This window comes from Kitasatospora sp. MAA19 (assembly GCF_029894125.1).
Classification (GTDB): Bacteria; Actinomycetota; Actinomycetes; order Streptomycetales; family Streptomycetaceae; genus Kitasatospora.
Genome location: NZ_JARXYZ010000004.1, coordinates 86745 through 102483, shown reverse-complemented (window position 1 = coordinate 102483; position 15739 = coordinate 86745). Strand labels below are relative to the sequence as shown.

The 15739-nt window shown below is 71.7% G+C and carries 9 protein-coding genes; 4 read left to right on the top strand and 5 right to left on the bottom strand.

Annotation, left to right across the window (positions count from 1 at the left end):
• Positions 1–484 precede the first annotated feature (484 nt).
• The 4 genes from P3T27_RS08420 to P3T27_RS08405 all read left to right on the top strand — a co-directional run bounded on the left by P3T27_RS08420 (position 485) and on the right by P3T27_RS08405 (position 5028).
• Complete coding sequence (locus P3T27_RS08420; protein ID WP_280675960.1) at positions 485–1477, top strand: tetratricopeptide repeat protein; 993 nt, start codon at positions 485–487, stop codon at positions 1475–1477.
• A gap of 714 nt (positions 1478–2191) precedes the next feature.
• Positions 2192–2854 carry a DUF6230 family protein gene (locus P3T27_RS08415; RefSeq protein ID WP_280675958.1) on the top strand — a complete coding sequence of 221 codons (663 nt, stop codon included), beginning with the start codon at positions 2192–2194 and terminating at the stop codon, positions 2852–2854.
• 132 nt (positions 2855–2986) lie between these two features.
• Positions 2987–3580 carry a DUF6114 domain-containing protein gene (locus P3T27_RS08410; RefSeq protein ID WP_280675956.1) on the top strand — a complete coding sequence of 198 codons (594 nt, stop codon included), beginning with the start codon at positions 2987–2989 and terminating at the stop codon, positions 3578–3580.
• Between the two features lie 2 nt (positions 3581–3582).
• Positions 3583–5028, top strand: a complete 1446-nt coding sequence (locus P3T27_RS08405) for a hypothetical protein (protein WP_280675954.1) — start codon at positions 3583–3585, stop codon at positions 5026–5028.
• A 90-nt stretch (positions 5029–5118) separates the two neighbouring features.
• On the opposite strand, the gene pyk is transcribed toward P3T27_RS08405, so the two are convergent.
• The 5 genes from pyk to P3T27_RS08380 all read right to left on the bottom strand — a co-directional run bounded on the left by pyk (position 5119) and on the right by P3T27_RS08380 (position 15694).
• Complete coding sequence (gene pyk / locus P3T27_RS08400; RefSeq protein WP_280675952.1) at positions 5119–6546, bottom strand: pyruvate kinase; 1428 nt, start codon at positions 6544–6546, stop codon at positions 5119–5121.
• A gap of 94 nt (positions 6547–6640) precedes the next feature.
• Positions 6641–7855: an acetate kinase gene (locus P3T27_RS08395; protein WP_280675949.1), complete on the bottom strand. Its 1215-nt coding sequence runs from the start codon at positions 7853–7855 to the stop codon at positions 6641–6643.
• Positions 7852–10011, bottom strand: a complete 2160-nt coding sequence (pta, locus tag P3T27_RS08390; protein WP_280675947.1) for a phosphate acetyltransferase — start codon at positions 10009–10011, stop codon at positions 7852–7854. Before pta ends, P3T27_RS08395 begins: the two co-directional genes overlap by 4 nt.
• A gap of 187 nt (positions 10012–10198) precedes the next feature.
• Entirely contained in the window at positions 10199–10891 is a 693-nt protein-coding gene (locus P3T27_RS08385) for a hypothetical protein (protein ID WP_280675945.1), read from the bottom strand.
• 90 nt (positions 10892–10981) lie between these two features.
• The gene (locus tag P3T27_RS08380) at positions 10982–15694 is read right to left on the bottom strand and encodes an RICIN domain-containing protein (protein WP_280675943.1); all 4713 of its coding nucleotides are present in this window, start codon (positions 15692–15694) and stop codon (positions 10982–10984) included.
• Positions 15695–15739: the final 45 nt, after the last annotated feature.

The window sequence follows — 15739 nt, the reverse complement described above, 5'->3', positions numbered from 1 at the left end:
CGGCGGCGGCGCTGCGCGGGCGCCCCTTGGCCCTGGCGGCGGTGCCCGCCGCGGGGGCGGGGTCGTCCGGGGTCTCCGGGGCGGGGACGTCCGGGCTCGCGGGGGGCTGGGGGGCCGGCACCGGGCCTCCTTGCGCTCTACTGGTGAGTAACATGGGTGGGGCTGGTAACCGTAGCGGCTGATCGTCGATCCGGGCAGCCGGGCCGCCCGGGAAAGTGGGGCAGCTCACGTTCCCGAACTCCCGGCGGGGCTTGCGGCCGGGGCCCCGGATCCAGTTACGCTACGACTCGTAGCGAAAGCAGTGACAACCAGGCGCCGCACCCGTGGGACGGGGCGGCGCGGGCGCGGGTGGGGATCCGCGCAGAACGGTTCAGGCTACCGGGGGAGGGTCACGGCGCCCGGGAACCCGCGCCGCGCGGCCCGCGCGGGGCGACTTTCCGGAGGTTGGTGCCCGCAGGCGGCGCGGACGGGGGAGGATGGTGCCATGCAGCCACGGAATTCGCGTCCCAACAGCTCCGCCCTGCGCGGTGCGGTCGACCTCGCCGCAGTGAAGGCAGCCGGCGAGGCTGCCCAGAAGGCCGAGCAGGCCAGGGTCGAGCGGGCCCGTCAGGCGGCCGCCGCGGAGGCGGCCGGAGTCGCCCCCGCCCAGTCCGCCTACTCGCTCGTCATCGACGTCACCGAGGACACCTTCGAGACCGAGGTCGTCCAGCGTTCCACCGAGGTGCCGGTCGTCATCGACTTCTGGGCCGAGTGGTGCGGGCCCTGCAAGCAGCTCAGCCCGATCCTGGAGGGCCTGGCCGAGGAGTACGCCGGCCGCTTCGTGCTCGCCAAGATCGACGTGGACGCCAACCCGCTGATCTCCCAGCAGTTCGGCATCCAGGGCATCCCGGCCGTGATGGCCGTGGTGGCCGGCCAGCTGGTGCCGCTGTTCCAGGGCGCCGAGAGCGCGGCCAACGTCCGCAAGGTGCTGGACCAGCTGATCCTGGTCGCCGAGCAGCGCTTCGGCGTGGTCGGCGGCGCCGCGGCCGCGGGCGAGGCCCCGGCCGCCGCCCCGGAGCGACCGGAGGACCCGGCGCTGGCCGCCGCGCACGACGCGCTGGACAGCGGCGATCTGGGCGGCGCCATCCAGGCCTACCGGAACGTGCTGGCCGACCAGCCGGGCAACACCGAGGCCAAGCTGGGCCTCGCCCAGGCCGAACTGCTGCACCGGATCGAGGGCATGGACCCGCAGACCGTCCGCACGGCGGCCGCGGCCGACCCGAAGGACGTGACGGCCCAGCTGCAGGCGGCCGACCTGGACCTGGTGGGCGGTCACGTCGAGGACGCCTTCGGCCGCCTGGTGGACACTGTCGGCCGGACCGCCGGCGAGGACCGGGACACCGCCCGGCTGCGCCTGCTGGAGCTGTTCGAGGTGATCGGCCCGGAGGACCCGCGGGTCACCGCGGCCCGGACGGCGCTGGCGCGCGTGCTGTTCTGACGCCCTCTCCGGGCCGGGCTCCGAGCGGGTCCTGGCACGGCGGATGACCTGCGGTGTCGCCGGGTGATTTGGCGACAATCCGGTCAACCGGACAGAGGTTTACCAAATCTTGACAACACCCGTGGACGGTCACAACTTGTGACCGTCCACGGGTGTTTCGCTGGTGTTTCCGGCGGATTTCGTCGTCACGTTTCCTTCAAGGCGTCACGGACGGTGCATGTCGGGCCGATTCCATGATCAACGCCGCCGGGTGTTGCATTACCCGTCAGTAAGGAACCTCTTGTGCTTCGCCCGGGATTCGAGCACGATCGGCGACGCCCGGTCCCAGCCTCCACACCCTCCGACAAGCCGGTCGGCCATGCGGAGTGCGGGATCCCCACCGGGTGCTCCGCCGGCTCCGGTCGGCGGTAGGGAGGGCAGGGGGGTATCCGCGGTCCCACGGCGGTTCCTGTCCTTCGACCGGCCGCGCGGCCCTGCGCGGTCGCTGGTTGTCGCTCGGGGGTGATCGCCGATGTCGTCGGTCCTGCCCGCCGCTCCGCAAGGACGGCCGGTGGAGGAACGGGAGTGCCGCCGTACGCCGGCCGCTCCCGCGTCCGACGACGCCCAAGGCGCTCTCCGCTACCGAGGACGTAGCTCTCTCCCATCCCAGGCCCCCACCGGCGCGGGACGCGCCGCCGGGGAGCCGGAGATGTACGTCCTAGAAGGAGGACTCGCATGTCCCAGACCTACGGCAAGACCCGCTGGAAGCGCTTCGCCCTGGTGATGGTGCCGAGCATCGCGGCCACCGCGATGGTCGGCGTCGCCATGGCCAACAATGCGCTGGCGGCTTCGTTCAGCGTCTCCGGCCAGAGCTTCAAGGTCACCACGCCGGAGCTGCACGGCAAGAACTTCGCCCAGTTCGGCTCGATCGACGCCGAGGTGAACGGCACTCCGCACCCGGTCGCCGTCTCGGCGTTCGACGAGGCCACCATCAAGGGCCTCTGCCAGTCGGTGGTGACCGACCCCAACATCATCCCCGGCCTGCCGTGGAAGCTGCCCAAGATCATCCTGCGTCTGGAGGCGGGCAACAGCGACGACGTCAAGAAGCAGGTCTACGCCAAGAACCTGCTGATCGACCTCGACCAGCTGAACGCGGACGCCGAGTTCACCAACATCAACATCGGCCAGGACGCCTCGACCCTCAAGGGCGAGGCCACCCAGGGCTGGAAGTCGAAGCTCGGCGGTCTGCCGTCCGGCGCGACCGGCTTCGCCCAGGCCGCCGACAAGGCCGACCTGTACAACGTGCAGCAGACCGCCTGGGCCACCTCGGCCGGCACCTTCAAGCTCCCCGGCCTGAAGCTCGCGCTGCACACCGACGGCACCGGCGAGTGCTACTAGGCCGTTGACGGGCGGCGGGCCGGGCCCGGCCCGCCGCTCTGACGGCGCCTGTGGGACCGGGGACGGTGCGTGCGCCGTTTCCGGATCCCGTGTCTCGTCCATCCCTCGTTCACACCATCGAGGAGCTGCATCGTGTCCAGCGCCCTTGCCTCATACCGGCCCGCCGAGCACGAGAACCCCGTCCAGTGGCTGCGCCGGGTGTTCCGTACCTTCCGTCGGACGCGGCCGTACTACGGCGGCCTGCTGGCCATGATCGCCGGCGTCCCGATCATGTACTTCCCGTATGCCAAGCTCTCGTTGGGCGGCATGACGGTGGCCATGGCCACCACGGCGGGCGCCGGATCGCTGATCATCGGTGTGTTGCTGATCGTGCTCGGGCTGACCGCGTGGTTCCAGCCGACCGTGCGGGTCTTCGCGGGGGTCGCCACCACCCTGCTGACGCTGGTCTCGATCCCGGTCTCCAACCTGGCCGGCTTCGGCCTGGCGCTGCTGCCGGGGCTGATCGGCGGCGGTCTGATGGCGTCCTGGGCGCCGCTGCCGGAGCCGAAGGCGGCCAAGGCCGGCGTCGCCGAGAGCGTCGCCGCCGAGACCCCTGCTACGGAGGCCCCCGCTGCCGAGACCGTCGTCGCCGAGTCCGCGGCCGTCGAGGCGCCCATCGCGAAGCTGCCCGCACAGGCCGCGTCGAACGAGCAGGCCGCTGCCGCGGACCCGAAGGAGACGCGGTGAGCATGTCGGAGGATCAACCGCAGCGCTCCGGCCGGCACGCGGCCCCGCGCACGCCCGTACGGGTCCGGCTGAGAGGCCGCGCGCTGGCGATGGCCGCGGTGCCGACCGCACTGCTGATGGCCGCCGCGTACACCCCCAACCCGGCGGTCGCCGAGTCGGGCAAGGCCTGTGGCACCGCGCCCGCCGCCGTCCCGGACGTCGCGCCGCTGGAGACGCCCGTCCCCAAGAGCGAGCTGCCCGAGCCGCCGCCCGGCCCGGCCGCGGCGCCCTCGACGGGTCCGAGCGCGATTCCCACCCAGACGCCGACCACCGGGCCCGCCCAACAGCCCTCCGCGCCGGCCGGTACGCCGACCGCCACCGCGACCCCGACCGGTGCGGCCACCGCCCCGACGACCCCGCCGGCCACCCGCTCCGCCGCCACCGGCGGCTCGGGCACGGCGAGCGCGGTCTACCAGGGCGGCGCCGACGGGCCCGGTACGGCCAGCCGGGCCGGGCTGATCGACGACCTCGTGGGCGGCATCGACCACCTGCTGAACCCGGGTGCTCCGCCGAGCCCGTCGTCGAGCGCCAAGTCGGCCGCCACGGCGCCGACCACCACCCAGGCCCCCGCTCCGACCGCCCCTGCGCCGCGGGCCGGGACGCCGGCCCAGCCGCAGGCCCCGACCACCGGAGCCCCGGCCGACGGGCAGCCCGCCGCCCAGCCGCCCGCCGGCGGCGCGGGCGACCGGACCCCGGCGGGTGACCAGGCCTCGCCCACCGCGCCACCGTCCGCGGACGGTGGCGCGACCGGGAAGCCGAGCGGCAAGGCGAGCCCGAAGACGACCCCGTCCGCGGCCGCCTCCGGAAGCGCCACTCCGTCCACGGCGGCCTCCGGCACCCCGTCCGCCTCGCCGAGTGCCAATCCCAACTGTGCGGTGGACACCAGAGGCCTGACCGCCGGCGCGCCCGCCACCGGGGACGTCGTCCCGGAGCAGAACTGGACGCTGCAGACCAGCCGGCTCGGCCTGCACGGCGCCGTCTTCCACGGCGTCTACGACGTGCGGACCCCGACCGGCACCAAGCGGGTGCTGAAGTTCGTGGTCGACAGCGTGGACATCGAGAACCTCGACATGTCGACCCTGGAGGGCAACGGCAAGACCTTCCACGTGCAGGGGGCCCGGGGATCGACCTCGACCATGCGCAAGGGCCCGGTCACGATGTACGTGGAGCGGCTGTCCGGCCACCTCTCCAAGCTGCTCGGCCTGCCGATCCCGATCGACCTGGGCGAGATCACGCTCACCCCGGACACCCTGCCGCGCTGGCTGTACGACCTGATCGGCTCGATCCCGATCCCGCTGGACCTGGAGCTGACCGGGGTCACCGCCAAGCAGGCCGGCCAGTTCGGCGGCACGCTGACCATCCCCGGCATGCACCTGTTCAACGACGACGCGCCGTACAGCGACAAGTGACGGCCCCGGGCGCCGACACGGCCCGGAAACGCCCGTGGGGCGGTCCTCCACTGCGGAGGACCGCCCCACGGGCGCTGGTGCGACCGGGTGCTACTCGCCCCGGGTGCCCAGGTGGTGCACCTGGACCATGTTGGTGTTGCCGGGGATGCCGGGCGGCGAGCCGGCGGTGACGATGACGGTCGCGCCCTCGGCGAGCTTGCCCATGTTCAGCAGCTCGCGGTCGACCTGGGCGACCATCTCGTCGGTGGTCTCGACCTGCTCGGTGACGTGCGCCTCGACGCCCCAGCTCAGCGAGAGCTGGTTGCGGGTGGCGACGTCCGGGGTGAACGCGATCACCGGGATCGGCGAGCGGTAGCGGGACAGGCGGCGGGCGGTGTCACCGGACTTGGTGAACGCGACCAGCGCCTGGCCGTTGAGGAAGTCGCCCAGCTCGCACGCGGCGCGGGCGATCGAGCCGCCCTGGGTGCGCGGCTTGCGGCCCGGGTTGAGCGGCTGCAGGCCCTGGGAGAGCAGCTCCTCCTCTGCCTTCTCGGCAATCCGGCTCATGGTGCGGACGGTCTCGATCGGGTACTTGCCGACGCTGGACTCGGCGGAGAGCATCACCGCGTCGGTGCCGTCCAGGATGGCGTTGGCGACGTCGGAGACCTCGGCGCGGGTCGGGCGCGAGGCGTGGATCATCGACTCCATCATCTGGGTGGCGACGATGACCGGCTTGGCGTTGCGGCGGGCCAGCGTGATCAGCTGCTTCTGGACCAGCGGCACCCGCTCCAGCGGGTACTCGACGGCCAGGTCGCCGCGGGCGACCATGATGGCGTCGAAGGCGAGGACGATCTCCTCCATGGCCTCGACGGCCTGCGGCTTCTCGATCTTGGCGATGACCGGCACGCGGATGCCGACCTCGTCCATGACCTCGTGGACGTCCTTGATGTCGTCCGCGTTGCGGACGAAGGACAGGGCGATCATGTCGACGCCCAGGCGCAGCGCGAAGCGCAGGTCGTCCTTGTCCTTCTCGGACAGGGCGGGCACGTTCACGGCCGCGCCGGGCAGGTTGATGCCCTTGTTGTTCGAGAGCACGCCGCCCTCGATCACCACGGTCCTCACTCGCGGGCCGTCGACGCTGACGACCTCCAGGGCGATGACGCCGTCGTTGATCAGGATCGGGTCGCCGGGCTTGACGTCGCCGGGCAGGCCCTTGTAGGTGGTACCGCAGATGTGCTGGTCACCGGGGACGTCCTCGGTGGTGATGGTGAACTCGTCGCCGTTGTCGACGGTCACCGGGCCGTTGGCGAAGGTCGCCAGACGGATCTTGGGACCCTGGAGGTCGGCCAGGACGCCGATGGCCTTGCCGGTGTCCTCCGAGACCTGGCGGACCTTGCGGTACCGCTCCTCGTGGTCCGCGTGGTTGCCGTGGCTCATGTTCAGTCGGGCGACGTTCATGCCCGCCTCGACGATGGCCTTCAGCTGTTCGTAGGAGTCCGTCGCCGGACCCAGGGTGCAGACAATTTTCGCTCGGCGCATATGGATCAGTCTATCCGTTCGTGTTATAGGTGCATTCGGCACGAATCGTGAGGAATCGCCGACGAAGGATTCCGGGGGTCGAGACGACGTCTCGTCAGCCCCCGGACTGCCGGTGCACCAGGGCGAAGGCCTGTCGGGCGATCTCCAGTTCCTCGTCGGTGGGCACCACGGCGACCGTCACCCGGGCGTACGCCGGCGAGATGATCCGGGCCTCGCCGGAGCGCACCGAATTCAGCTCGGGGTCGACCGAGATGCCCAGTTCCTCCAGCCCGGCGGTGGCCGCCGCGCGCACCGGCGCAGCGTTCTCCCCGACGCCCGCGGTGAACGCGATCGCGTCCACCCGGCCGAGCACCGCGTAGTAGCCGCCGATGTACTTGCGCAGCCGGTGGATGTACGAGTCGAAGGCGAGCCGGGCGTCCGCGTCCCCTGCCTCGGCCCGGCGCATGATCTCGCGCATGTCGTTGTCGCCGCACAGGCCGAGCAGGCCGCTGCGGCGGTTGAGCAGGTCGTCGATCTCGTCGACGGACAGCCCGCCGACCCGGTGCAGGTGGAAGACCACGCCGGCGTCGATGTCGCCCGAGCGGGTGCCCATGATCAGGCCCTCCAGCGGGGTCAGGCCCATCGAGGTGTCCACGCAGCGACCGCCGCTGACCGCCGAGGCGGAGGCGCCGTTGCCCAGGTGCAGCACGATCACGTTCACCTCGGCCGGGTCCTTGCCGAGCAGCCGGGCGGTGGCCCGCGAGACGTACTGGTGGGAGGTGCCGTGGAAGCCGTAGCGGCGCACCCGGTGCTCGTCGGCGACGGCCTTGTCGATCGCGTACCGGGCGGAGTACTCGGGCATCGAGGCGTGGAAGGCGGTGTCGAAGACGGCCACCTGGGGGAGGTCCGGGCGCAGCGCGCGGGCCACCTCGATGCCGGTGATGTTGGCCGGGTTGTGCAGCGGGGCGACCGGGATCAGCCGGCGGATCTCCTTGAGCACGTCGTCGGTGATCACGGTCGGCTCGGTGAACCGCTTTCCGCCGTGCACCACCCGGTGGCCGATCGCGGCCAGCTCGGGGGAGTCCAGCCCGAGGCCGTCGGCGGCCAGCTCCTCGGCGACGGCCTTCAGGGCGGCGGCGTGGTCCGGGAAGACCTGCAGGGTCTCGCGCGGCTCGCCCGAGTGCGGGGTGTGCACCAGCCGCCCGCTGGACTCGCCGATCCGCTCGACCAGGCCGGAGGCCAGCCGGGCGCCGTCCAGCATGTCGATCAGCTGGTACTTCACCGACGAGGAGCCGGCGTTCAGCACCAGAACGCGGGTACCTTCGCTCATGCCTGCGGCTCCTTGCGGTCCTGGGACTGGATGGCGGTGATCGCGACGGTGTTGACGATGTCCTGGACGAGCGCACCGCGCGAGAGGTCGTTGACGGGCTTGCGCAGCCCCTGCAGCACCGGGCCGACCGCCACCGCGCCCGCCGAGCGCTGGACCGCCTTGTAGGTGTTGTTGCCGGTGTTGAGGTCCGGGAAGATCAGCACGGTGGCCCGGCCCGCCACCGGCGAGCCCGGCAGCTTGGTGGCCGCGACGTGGGCGTCCACCGCCGCGTCGTACTGGATCGGGCCCTCGACCAGGATGTCCGGCCGCAGCTCGCGGACCAGCTCGGTGGCCTTGCGGACCTTGTCGACGTCCGCGCCGGAGCCCGAGGTGCCGGTCGAGTACGAGAGCATCGCGATCCGCGGCTCGACCCCGAACTGGGCGGCGGTGGCGGCGGCCTGGATCGCGATGTCGGCCAGCTGCTGGGCGTCCGGGTCGGGGTTGACCGCGCAGTCGCCGTACACCAGCACCTTGTCGGCCAGGCACATGAAGAAGACGCTCGACACGATGGACGCGCCGGGCGAGGTCTTGATCACCTCGAAGGCGGGCCGGATGGTGGCCGCGGTGGAGTGCACCGCGCCGGAGACCATGCCGTCCGCGATGCCCTCCTGGACCATCAGGGTGCCGAAGTACGAGACGTCGGTGACCACGTCCAGCGCGAGCTCGACGGTCATCCCCTTGTGGGCGCGCAGCCGGGCGTACAGCTCGGCGAACTGGCGGCGCAGCGGGCTGGTGGCCGGGTCGACGATCCGGACCTGGGCGCGGTCGGCGCCCGGCTCTCCGCCAGCCTGCTGGCCGGGAGGTGCCCCCACCTGCGGGAGGTCGATGCCGAGGCTCGCGGCCTTGCGGCGCACCGCGTCCGGCTCGCCGAGCAGGGTGAGGTCGCAGATGTTGCGGCGCAGCAGGATCTCGGCCGCGCGCAGCACCCGTTCCTCGGTGCCCTCCGGCAGGACGACGTGCCGCCGGCTCGCCCGGGCCCGCTCCAGCAACTCGTGCTCGAACATCATCGGGGTGACCCGCTCGGACCGGCCGACCTCGATCAGGTTGGTCAACTCGGCCGTGTCGACGTGCAGTTCGAACAGGCCGAGGGCGATCTCGGCCTTCCGCGGGCTGGCCGCGGTGAGCTTGCCCTCCAGGTGGGTGAGGGTGGCGGCGGTCGGCCAGCTGCCCTCGGGGACGACCGCGACCGGGGTGCCGGGGGCGAGCCGGGCGGCCAGCGCCAGCACGTTCGGACCGGGGTGCTGACCGAGCGTCAGCAGTACGCCGGCGATGGGCGGGGCGCCGGCGGCGTGCGCGGCCAGCGAGCCGATCACCAGGTCGGCGCGGTCCCCGGGGGTGACGACCAGGGCGCCCTCGGTCAGGGCGTCCAGGAAGGTCGGCAGCATGGCGCCGCCGAAGACGAAGCCGCGGACGTCGCGGGCCAGGCCGGCGGCGTCCCCGAGCAGGACGTCGGCGCCGGTCGCCTCGACCAGCTGGGCGACGGTCGGCGCGGCCAGCGCCGGCTCCTCCGGTATGACGTAGGCGGGGACCGGCAGTTTCTCGGTGAGCTTGCGCTGGATCCGCTGCTTGGCACCCGGGGCGACCCGGTTGGCGACCATCGCCAGGGTCTCGCAGCCCAGGTCGGTGTACGCCCGGTGGGCGTTGCGGACCTCGGCGACCACGGCCTCCGGGTCCTCGGCGTGCCCGCCGACCACCGGCAGCACGGCGGCGCCGAACTCGTTCGCCAGCCGGGCGTTGAAGGCCAGCTCGTCCGGGATGTTGGTGTCGGCGAAGTCGGTGCCGAGCACCAGCACCGCCTGGCAGCGCCGCTCCAGCGCCCGGAAGCGGTCGACCAGGGTGGAGACCAGCTCGTCCTGCCCCTGGGCGGCCTGCAGCGCGGCGGCCTCCTCGTAGGTGAGCCCGTACAGCTCGGAGCTCGGCAGGTCGATCCGGTACCGGCCGCGCAGCAGCTCGACCACGTGGTCCGAGCCCGGCGCCCCGGGCGCGTGCGCGTGCACCAGCGGGCGGAACACCCCGACCCGGTCCACCTGGCGGGTGAGCAGTTCCATGACCCCGAGTTCGACCGCCTGCCGGCCGTCCCCCCGGTCGATGCCGGTCACGTACACGCTGCGCGCCACGTGGGTGTCTCCGTCCCGTCGTCTCGGAATATGGCCATATCGACCATACATTCGCACTGCGAACGGGTGTCCGCGAGTAGAGCGACCCGGCGGAGGCAAGGGGACGAAGGTCCCCGCAGGGCGCGCCCTGGAGCTCGCCGCCGAGGTGGACGATCATTGCGCTGTCGGCTAGCGGTTCCCGCGGAGATCAGGGCTGCGCCGGCGTTCCGAAGTACTCGGGGCCCACCAGCTCGACGGACGCCCCGCGGGGGCTCTCGGTGATGAACGCCCGGACCACTCGCTTGTCCAGGAGCCACCCGTGCGGATGCTGCAGTGAGCCGGAGGGGCCGGCCGTCCAGCCGTCGGCGGTGAGGCTGTCCCGCAGCCGGGCTGCCACCGCCGTCGGCGAGAGATGTCCGGTGCTGCCGATGGAGAGTTCCCTGGTGCAGTCGTGCGAGGCGCAACTGCCGGCGGTCCCGGAGTCGCGCTCGACGACGACGCCCGACGGCAGCGGAAGCTCGGCAAGACTCGGGTAGTAGGCGAAACCCGAGAGGTAGAGCGGATAGGCGGCAGCGACGACCACGCCGACGATCGCGTGGCAGACGAGGGCGGCTGTCGCGCCGCCGACTCGGTGGCTCTCCGCCTCTTCGGGGCGACGGCCGTGCAGCCGTCGTTCGGCCAGTGCGCCGACGAGGATCGCGAGAAGCGAGCTGAACGGATACGCCACCGTCAACTCGGCCGCCGCGAGGAGTGGCCACCACTCGTACTCCAGACCGATCAGCACCACCGCCTGGCCCAACAGGGCGACGCCGACGATCCCTCCGACCAGCCGGGTGCGAGCGAGCGCAGCCCAGCAGCCCAGCGGCCACAGCACATACAGCCACCACATGATCTGGAACAACGACGCCTCCTGCTGACGATTTGCGTCGGATGTGAACGCTAAGGGTGTCCGGGGCGGGAGACAACGCTCCCGCCCCGGACACGGTTCGGATCAGGAGAACGTGCAGGTCATGATGCCGCTTGCACAGATTTCCCGGTTGGCTCGATCCCAGTGCGTCTTCCAGGCAGTGATATTGCCTGTGACATTGGGGCCGAAATGGCCGTAATGATCGCCCTTGAGGTCGTAGAACGCCCGGTACGACTCACTCGTGGGGTCGATGCCTCCGTTGTAGAACCCGTAGAGCAGGTCATACGACGCGTAGTCCCGAGTGCTGACATCCGGCAGCTTGGGCAGTTCCACCGACTCCAGGTACTTGATGTAGTAGGCGGTTGCCGCCATGTCCAGATCGGTCTGGTCGCGCAGGTCGGCCCACTCGTGTCCCTGGAAGGCGTCCGGGTAGGCCTTGGCGATGTAGTCCCAGGTCACCGGTTTGATGTTGGTGACGCCGAGCGAGGCCACCCCGTCACCGCCGTGGCCCGGCCACAGGTGCATCGCGGACAGTGCCGCGGCCCGCTTCTCGTACTCCAGGTAGACGTCGAGACCGTGGTCGCGGACCATCGGCACCTCCTTGCCGCTGGTCTCCATCAGCGCGATGGAGTAGACCAATCGCGGATCGACCTTCGCCTTGGCGGCAGCGATGACGGCCGACTGCATCAGGATCGACGGCTGGCACGCGAGATCCTCGAACTTCGCATTGAGGCAGTCCCCGTAGGTCTTGTTCATGGCCGTGCGCCAGTCGCTGTTCAGGGTGAACCGCAGGTTGCAGGGGTACTGGTCCCACGAACCGTCGCACTTTCGACCCCCGGGAGTGCCGGCGCCACCTGTGAGTTCAGTGGCATTCGCACAGACCTGCCCCGATGCCGCGTCGCACCATCCCTTGTCCGCCGAGGCCTTGATGCCGGTCCGGTTGGCCGCGTCGGCGGCTTCCTTGGCATCCTGTTGGGCCTTGGCGATCGCGGCCTCGGCCGACGTGGCGGAGGCATCCGCCGCCGCGGCTGACTTCTGGGCCTGGTTCGCAGACGTCCGAGCGGTGACTGCGGCCTGACGGGCACCTGCCGCGTCCCGTTCCGCCACGGTGGCCGAGTTCTGTGCTCCCTTGGCATCGGTGGCGGCGTCGGTTGCCGATTGGTGAGCCGCGCTCTGGTCGCCCTTGGCTTGGGTCACCAGTTGGTCGCTGTGCGCGGCAGCCTGGACCGCGACCGCCGAGTCGGCGGCGGCGGAGGCCGCTGACTTCACCGCGTCCGCCGAGGACTTGGCCGCTGCCGCGGCCGACTTGGCGGCGTCGGCAGCGGCCTGGGCAGCCAGCTTGGCGTCCCCGTTCGCCTGGTCGGCCGCCTGCTGGGCACTCACCGCGGCCTCGGCCGCCTGGGTGGCCCGTGCCTGGGCGACCTCCGCCTGTTGCTGGGACACGGTCTTGGCCGCCTGGGAGGCCAAGGTGGCCAGACCGGCCGCCGAGTCGTTGTTGGCGTACGGTGCGGCGAGGTCGATCGCCTTGTCGGCCGGCGCGGCGACGGTCGCCGCCGCGGCCGACGCCTGCTGGGCGGCTTCGGAGGTCGCCGCCGCCTTGCCGGCGGCGACGGCGCTCTCGGCGACCGCGCCGTCCGCCTCGGACCGGGCCGCGGTGGCCTTGCCCTGGGCGTCGGCGGTGGTCTGGGCGGCCTGGTCCGAGGCGGTCTGGGCGGCCTGGGCGTTCGTCGACGCCTGGTTCGAGGCCTCGATCGCGTCAGCCGCTGCCGCGTGGGCGTCCGCGGCGGCAGCAGTCGTTGCTGCGGTGTCCGCGTCCGACTTGTCCGCGTCCGCCTTGGCCCGGGCCGCAGCGGAGTTGGCTGCGTCGGCCGCCTTGCGGGCCTTGCCGGCCGCGATCGTCGCGGTACCTGCCACAGAGCGCGCCTGGTTGGCGGCAGTGACCGCCGCCGCGGCGTCCGCCTTGGCCCGGTCGGCCGCAGCCCGGGCGGCAGCCGCGTTCGGGCCGCCGGCCGCTGCGACTGCCGCGGCCTCTGCGGCGCCGGCCCGTGCATCGGCCGCGTTCTCGTTCTGCTCGGCTGTCAGGGCTTGGCCCCGTGCCGTGTCAGCGTTCTGTTCGGCTTGCTGCGCGGCGCTTTCGTTGGAGGCCGCAGTCCCGGCAGCTGCCGCGGCATCCTTCTGCATGCCCTGAGCAGTGGCTGCCTTCTGCTGGGCCAGGGCCTCCGCCTGTTGGGCCTTGTTTCTCTGGGTGTCGGCGGTGGCCTTGGCGGTGGCCGCGTTCTGCCGCTCCTGGGCAGCCTTGGCGGCGCTGTCGTGGGCGGCGGTGGCCGCTGTGACGGCGGTGCTCTCGGCTGTCTGTGCCTTGCCCTTGGCGGTGGCGGCGCGCTGGGCGGCGCCGGCCGCGACGGTCGCCCGTTCCTGACTGGTGGCGGCGAGCGAGGCTGCCAGTTTGGCGTCGCCCTGGGCCATTTCGCGGAGGAACTGGGCCCGGGCGGCGTGGGCCTGGGCCCGGGCGTTGGCGAGCAGGGTGGCGCTGTCGTTGACGGTGGCGTTGGTGGTGGCCAGCGCCGTCTGGATGGCGTTGGAGATGGCGGTGGCAGCTGAGGCGGAGGCCTTGGCGACCTGTGCGTCCTGCTGCGCGTACAGCAGGCCGCGGCCCTCCGGGTCGCCGTTGGCCTTGGCGGTCGCGACGGACGCGTCCTGGGCAGCCTGGACCTTGTCGGCGGCCTCCTTGGCCTGCGCGGCGGCCATCTTGGCGCTCTCGGTCAGCCCGGTGACCTTGGCTTTGATGATGCCGAGGTCGTTGGGGATCCGGTCCACCGGCGCATTCCACTCGGGTGAGACCCGGTACTGCTGGGCCCAGAGCAGTCGGTCGGCGTACCAGGCGTAGCTGAGCGCGTCGTTCATCGCCTCGGAACTGGTGCGCAGCGCCTCCAGGCCCTGGATCTCGGCGGTGGTGATGTCCGCGCGGAGCTGGGCCTGGGAGTTGAGTTCGGCCTGGTACTCGGCCCAGGCGGTCTCGATGGCGTCGGTCAGCACGTACTTGGGGTCGGCGGGGTTGGTCGGGTCGCCGTTGAACCAGCGGGCCTTGATCGCCTCGACCTCGATCCGGAACTCCGGGGAGCCCTGAGCGGGTGCGACCGTCGGGAAGCCGTTGTACTGGATGAACCGTCGGACGTCGTCGGCAGAGCCCCCGTTGGCTTGGTGGGCGTAGGTCTCCCAGATCGTGGTCGGGTCCTTGGCGGCGTTCTCCTTGCCGATTGCGGTGACCCGGTCCATCGCGGCCTGGTCGGCCTTCGGTATGTCCAGAGCGATGGAGACGGAGAGTACGGCTCGCCAGAACGTGGAGTCGGACGACATGTAGGCGATCACGTCGCCGTCGAAGTCGGGCTGGCGGTCGTACATCGAGAAGCCGTCGAGGAAGTGCTGCCGGCCGTCCCGGCGCTGGCCCCGGGCCTGGTCGGCGACCTTGGTAGCGGCCACGTCCTTCGCCAGCGCGCTGCTGGGATCGTCTTCCCATCCTCTGCTGATCCAGGTGGCCCAGACCGCGCTCGTCTCGGCGTCGTTGCCGGCCAGTGCGGCGCCGGCCTCGGTCCGCATCCGGGTGCCGCCGGCGTGCATCACCTTGGCCAACCGGGCCCGGTCCATGCGCTTGTTCTCCGCGTCCTTGAGCGCGGCGAGGCGGACGCCCAGCGGGCCCGTGCCGGCCGGGTAGATCACCGGCGCGGAGACCTTGGGTCCGGCGACCGCGGCGTGCGGGCGCCGGGGGGTGTTCCAGACCTGGGCGATCCAGTCGTTGCAGGTCCAGATCTGGAGGTTGGTGCCGTCTGCGGTGGAGCCGGCCGGAACGTCGAGGCAGCGGCCCGAGTTGGGGTTGAGCAGGGTGGTGCGGCCGCTGGTGTCAAAGCGGACCACCCACTGCTGGTTCAACCCGCCATTGCAGGTCCAGAGCCCGACCGGCGTGCCGTCCGCGACGGCGCCCTCGCCGCCGGCGATGTCGAGGCACTGGAAGGCGTGGGTGATGGTGCCGTTCTGGTTCAGAGTCCAGACCTGCGCGGGCGTGCCGTTGCACTGGGTGCTCTGCACCGGGGTGCCGGGAGCCGGGTTGTTCCAGGGGTCGTCCACGCACTTGCCGCCGAGGGCCGGGTCGGAGATCGGACCGGTCGGCTGGGGATCGCCGGCGGGCGGGCTGAGCCACTGGGCTGTGCTGCCGTTGCAGCCCCACAGCCGGAGCGTCGCGCCGTCAGTGGTGGAGGCGCCGGGGACGTCGATGCAGCGGCGGCTCATCGGGTTGTAGATCCGGGGGCTGCCGTTGCTGGCGTACTGCACGATCCACTGCTGGTTCCGGCCGCCGTTGCAGTCCCAGATCTCCAGTTCGGTGCCGTCGGTGATCCCGCTCCCGTCGCGAGCGGTGTCGGGAATGTCGAGGCACTTTTCCGGGGTGGTGGTCAGGGTGATCGTCCCGTAGAACCCGAGGTCGCCGTACCCGTAAGGGCCGCTGGGGTTGAACGTCCAGTTCTGGGCGTCCCCGCCGTTGCAGGTGGACGAACCCACGGCCGCGCCGTTGCGGGTGTCGGCCGCGAGGTCGTCCGCGCACTTGTCGAGGCCGAGGTTGTGGATTGGTCCGCTGGCCTGTGCGTTGAGGTTGACCGGGGTGGCTAGCGCGGTGTTCCCGAGGTCCCACGGCGGGGTGTCCGCGGCGGCCGGTGGGATCAGTCCAAAGGCGAGGCCGATGGCCGCGAGCGCGGCGGCCGTTCTCGCCAGGAATGGATGGGCCCGCCCTAATGATCTCGATTTCATGAAGTTGCGACCTACCGTCAGTTATGCCCGGACCTCGCCTTGTTG